The 5040-nt window shown below is 62.9% G+C and carries 6 protein-coding genes and 1 pseudogene; 1 reads left to right on the forward strand and 6 read right to left on the reverse strand.

The window, feature by feature from the left end; translation table 11 throughout:
* The 5 genes from VGL01_RS23495 to VGL01_RS23515 all read right to left on the reverse strand — a co-directional run.
* A partial coding sequence (locus tag VGL01_RS23495; RefSeq protein WP_331573664.1) for a LysR family transcriptional regulator occupies positions 1–177 on the reverse strand: 177 nt, incomplete at its 3' end.
* Between the two features lie 72 nt (positions 178–249).
* Positions 250–1557 carry an FAD-binding oxidoreductase gene (locus VGL01_RS23500; RefSeq protein ID WP_331573653.1) on the reverse strand — a complete coding sequence of 436 codons (1308 nt, stop codon included), beginning with the start codon at positions 1555–1557 and terminating at the stop codon, positions 250–252.
* The gene (locus VGL01_RS23505) at positions 1554–2315 is read right to left on the reverse strand and encodes an amino acid ABC transporter ATP-binding protein (RefSeq protein WP_331573655.1); all 762 of its coding nucleotides are present in this window, start codon (positions 2313–2315) and stop codon (positions 1554–1556) included. The genes VGL01_RS23500 and VGL01_RS23505 overlap by 4 nt, the downstream gene beginning before the upstream one ends.
* A complete protein-coding gene (ehuD, locus tag VGL01_RS23510) occupies positions 2312–2983 on the reverse strand; it encodes an ectoine/hydroxyectoine ABC transporter permease subunit EhuD (RefSeq protein ID WP_331573657.1) in 672 nt (223 codons plus the stop codon). Before ehuD ends, VGL01_RS23505 begins: the two co-directional genes overlap by 4 nt.
* A gap of 6 nt (positions 2984–2989) precedes the next feature.
* On the reverse strand, positions 2990–3754 hold the full coding sequence (locus VGL01_RS23515; protein ID WP_331573659.1) for an ABC transporter substrate-binding protein: 765 nt from the start codon (positions 3752–3754) through the stop codon (positions 2990–2992).
* Between the two features lie 160 nt (positions 3755–3914).
* Here VGL01_RS23515 and VGL01_RS23520 point away from each other — a divergent pair, with 160 nt between their 5' ends.
* Positions 3915–4703, forward strand: a complete 789-nt coding sequence (locus tag VGL01_RS23520; RefSeq protein WP_331573661.1) for an IclR family transcriptional regulator — start codon at positions 3915–3917, stop codon at positions 4701–4703.
* A 63-nt stretch (positions 4704–4766) separates the two neighbouring features.
* On the opposite strand, the pseudogene VGL01_RS23525 reads toward VGL01_RS23520, so the two are convergent.
* Positions 4767–5040: pseudogene (locus tag VGL01_RS23525) on the reverse strand (MFS transporter); the annotation flags it as partial.

Consider the following 5040-nt stretch of genomic DNA (forward strand, 5'->3'; position numbering starts at 1 on the left):
CACACGGCGCGTGGTGCGCTCGAACAGCCGGGCGCCAAGCGCTTCTTCGAGTTTGTCGACGCGTCGGCTCAGGGCCGGTTGCGAGATGTTGATCGATTCGGCGGCCTTGCGGAAGCTGCCCAGCTTGACCACCGCGATGAACGCCTGCAGATCGTTGAGATCCAAGTGGATGGCCACCGTACGCGCTCACTGTGTCGAAAACGCCATTGTGCATGAGGCGGGCCGCCTTCGCCGCTTGGATAATCCCGCTCAGCCGAACCTGTCGAGCAGGCTGTACCACGCGACCCCCGCCGCAATGTAAAAGCGCTGAAGCCCATGCAACGGAATTGGAGTCATCGGCGATTGCGGATACGGAAACCGGTTGCCGCTGCCCGCGAGCCGCTCCGCGATGTGCCGACCGAGACTGGTACAGAGCGCAATGCCGCGCCCATTGCACCCGAGCGCCATCGTCACGCCCGGCGCCGGCTCGTGAATATGCGGCATGAAATCGCGCGTAATGGCAATTCGCCCGGCCCAGCGATACTCGTAATCGAGCGGCCCCAACTGCGGGAAGAGCAATTCGAGCGAGCGCTCGAGATGCGCAAAATCGCCCGGACCGCGCGGCTCGGTAAAGAAACCGCGTCCACCCATCAACAAGCGGCCCGCCGCATCTTTACGGAAATACAGCAGCAGCCGCTGCGAGGTCGAAGCGGTCTCGCCGCGAGCGAGGATTGCTTGCGCATGCGCTGCGCTCAGCGGCCGCGTGGCGACGATGAAGCTGTTGGCGCTCAGGACTGTCTGCGCCAAGCCCGGCCATAACGAGCCGGTGTAGCCGTTGGTGGCGATCACCACATGCTCGGCGCGCACTTCGTTGCCATCGGAAGTGGTCGCGATCCAGCGCGAGCCTTGCCGCTCCAGCTTCGCGACGGTCGTTTGCGCATGCACGGCGCCCCCGGCTTGTTGCACCGCGCGCGCGAGCCCGCGTGCATATGCCAATGGCTGAATGGCGCCTGCGCGGCCATCGAGCCAACCGCCCGCAAACGCTTCGGTGCCCACGCGCCGAGCCACGGCGGCCCGGTCGAGCAACTCGACCGGCACACCGCGCCGCCCCCATTGCCGCGCCCGCGCATGCATGGCCGGAACGCTTTTCTCCGAATACGCCAATTGCAGCCAGCCCGCGCGTGCGGGCTGACAGTCGATGGCATGCCGGTCGATCAGATCGAAGACGAGATCCGCCGAACGCGATATCGCATCGATCAACGGTTCTGCGCGCTCGGCACCCAACATGCGCACGAGATCGTCGGGGTCGTGCTTCAGTGTCGGGTTCACCTGTCCGCCATTGCGGCCCGACGCGCCCCAGCCGGGTTCATTGGCCTCCACCACCGTCACTCCGACACCGCGTTCCGCAAGATGCAACGCAGTCGAAAGGCCGGTATAGCCGCCGCCGATGACGAGCACGTCCGTCGCCGTCGATTCGAGCAACGGGGGGGCGGGCGGCGCGGCAGGGGCCGTGGCGGCCCACAGCGAAGGCGGCAGCGGCTCGCTCGTCTTTCCCGAGGCGGTGCGCGGAACGGTCATCGACCCGCATCTCCCGTTGCCACGTCAGCAGGCCGGTGCAGCACGCGGCGCAGGAAATCCTGCGTTCGCGGCTCGTGCGGCGCGCCCAGTACTTGTGCCGCGGTGCCCGCCTCGACGATGGTGCCGCTATGGAGGAAGCAGACGCGATCGGCCACCTCGCGCGCAAAGCCCATCTCGTGCGTCACCACGATCATCGTCATGCCTTCACTTGCGAGCCTGCGCATGACTTCGAGTACATCGCCCACGAGCTCGGGGTCCAACGCGGAAGTGGGCTCGTCGAACAGCATGGCCTCGGGTTCCATCGCCAGCGCCCGCGCGATGGCGACGCGTTGCTGCTGACCGCCGGAGAGTTGATTGGGATAAGCCGGTGCCTTGGCGACGAGGCCCACTTTGTCGAGCAGCGCCATCGCCTTCGCGCGCGCAGCGCCGGGCTGTTCGCGCTTCACATAGACGGGGCCTTCCATCACATTTTCGAGGACGGTGCGGTGGGGGAACAGGTTGAACCGCTGGAAGACCATACCCATGCGGCTTCGCAGCGTATGAATCGTCTTGCTGGTCTGGTCTACGCGTTCGCCGAATGCCACGATCTCGCCGCCGTCGTACGACTCGAGCCCGTTGATGCACCGCAGGACCGTGGACTTGCCCGAGCCGGACGGGCCGATGAGACAGACCACTTCGCCCTTGTCGACCGCGAGGTTCACGCCGCGCAGCACATGGTGATCGCCGAAATGTTTGTGCAACCCGCGAATCTCGATCATGGTTTATTCCTGCCGGCGCCCATACGGCGCTCGAGCCTGCGCAGTCCATATACCAGCGGCAAACTCATCAACAGATACAGCAACGCGACGAGCGTATAAACGGTCATGTTCTGGAAAGTGGAGGAGGCGATCAGCTGCCCGGCGCGCGTCATTTCCGCCACCGTAATGGTGGAAACGAGCGACGAATCCTTGAGCATCATCACCAGCGTATTGCCATATGGCGGCAATGCGATACGGAAGGCCTGCGGCAGGATCACGCGGCGCATGACGAGCGCACCGCGCATACCGAGCGCTCGAGCGGCTTCGTGCTGGCCGGCGTCCACGGCTTCGATGCCGGCACGGAAGTTTTCAGCCTGATAGGCGGAGTACGCGATCCCCAGCCCGATCACGCCGGCCTGAAACGCGCTCAGCTGAATCCCAACGTCAGGCAGTACGAAATAAATATAAAAGAGCTGGACGATGATCGGCAGCCCGCGGATGACATTGACGATGCTTGCGCCCATGGCCGACACGGCACGCACGGGCGAGAGCCGCATCAATGCGAGGGCCAGTCCGACCACGCTGCTCAACATGAACGACAACACGGTCACTTGCACCGTGACCACCGCGCCCTTTAACAGGATGGGCAGGAACGCTATCGCTTGCTGGAGAAACGCCGCGGCACTCATGGCGAATCAGATGCCCCACTTCTGCACGATCGACGACAACGTGCCGTCGCTCTTGATCTTGGCGATGGCCTTGTTGATACGACCGAGCAACTCGCTATCGCCCTTGCGGACGACCAGGCAGACATCGCCCACATTGACGGGCTTGTAGCTCGACACGAGCTTGACGCCGTGCAGCGTGTTCTGGCGGATCTGGTAAGCGACGATGGGTTGATCGCCCAGGCCGGCCTTGATGCGCCCGAGCGCCAAGTCACGCGTCATGTCGGCGATGGAATCGTAGCTGCGCACTTCCTTGAAGATGCCTTTTTTGTTGAGCATGTCGAGGAACACCGTGCCGACTTGCGCACCCACTACTTCGCCCTTCAGGTCGTCGAGCGAGGTATAGGCCTTGTTGTCGTCGGCCTTGACGAGCAAGCCTTCTCCGTACGAATAAACCGGATCGGAAAAGTCCACCACCTGTGCGCGTGCCGGTGTCTTCAACATGGCCGCGGAAATGATGTCGATCTTGTTGGACGTGAGCGAGGGAATGAGCGCGGAAAACACGGTTTGCTGCACGTTCACGTTGAAACCGCCCGCTTTGCCGACGGCGGTGACCGTGTCGACCATCATCCCTTGAATCGAATTGCTTTTGACGTCGAGGAAGGTGAACGGCACACCGGTCGCCGTGGCGCCGACGTTGTAGGTGGCTGCGCCACCTTGCGCCCAGGCAACGACTGCGGTGCCGAGCAGGGCCAGCGCCAATGCGGCGCGACGCGAAAAAGAGACGAGAGACATCGGACACCTCCTTGCGGAAAAGAAAGTTCGCCTGGCGAGATCCGATGATCGATTGTAGAAGATCGATAAACCATAATTGAAAACCATATATCGACTCGTGCGAATCGATATGCGATTCTTCCTTCCGTAATAGAGCCGAGCCCACCCATTTTCTTCAGACATGACTGCATCCGACGACGCGCCCAACCTGCTGTTCAATCAGTCTTTGGAAAAGGGGCTGGCCGTATTGAGCAGCTTCGACGCACAGCGCCGCACGATGACGATTGCCGAGGTGGCTGCCGCGGTGGGCATCAACAAAAGTTCGGCTCAGCGGATGATCTTCACGCTGGAGCAGCTTGGCTATCTGCGTAAGCATCCGCAAACGCGCCGCTACCAGCTCACTCCCGCAGTGATGAAGATCGGCTTCAATTATCTGGCCGCCGATACGCTCATCGACGTGGCGAATCCCTTCTTGGCCGAATTGACCAAGCTCACCACGGAAACATCGTGCTTGACCGAACCGGATCAAGGGGAGATGGTGTACGTCGCCCGCTTCGTGAGCGCGCACTTCGTGCCGGTGCATATGCCGATCGGCAGCCGCATTCCGATGTATTGCACGGCATCGGGACGTGCCTATCTTTCCGCATTGGCCGAGCCCGAAGCACGCTCGATCGTCGAGTCGTCGGACCGCATCGCGCATACGACCCATACCCGGATCGAGGTGGCAGACATCATGCAGGCGCTGCGCGAGGCACGCCAGCGAGGCTACGCTACGAATCGCGAAGAACTTTTCCTGGGCGACATGACCATCGCGGCGCCGATCGTCAGTGGCAACGGTCGCCCGCTGGGTGCCGTTCATCTCGTGGCACCGACGGGGCGGTGGAGCCTCGAGGAGATGGAAGCCAAACTCGGCCCGCCGCTGTTGCAATGCGCGCGGGCGATCAGTTCTTCAGTGCGGGCTTTGGGCTAAAAGGCCTGTTCGCCGCGCCGTCGACGCGCGCGACGAAGAGGCCTTGCCGCGGCCGCGTGCGCGTCAGTCGTCGAGCGCCTTGCCGCCTGTTTCCTCGAACATCGATACGGCGATCAACGAAATCAGCACGCAGCCGATCATGTACCAGGCCGGCGCCATCTTGTTGCCCGTCGAACGAATCAGCCATGCGGCGACGAGTTGCGCCGTGCCGCCGAAAACCGAGACCGCGATCGCATAGGCGCTCGACATGTAACCCGCGCGCAGATGCTTCGGGAAGTTCTCGGGCATCAGCGCATAGGCGGGCGCGGAGCCCATCGTGTAGCAGAGCATCAGCGTG

The organism is Trinickia sp. (genome assembly GCF_036503415.1).
GTDB lineage: Bacteria > Pseudomonadota > Gammaproteobacteria > Burkholderiales > Burkholderiaceae > Trinickia.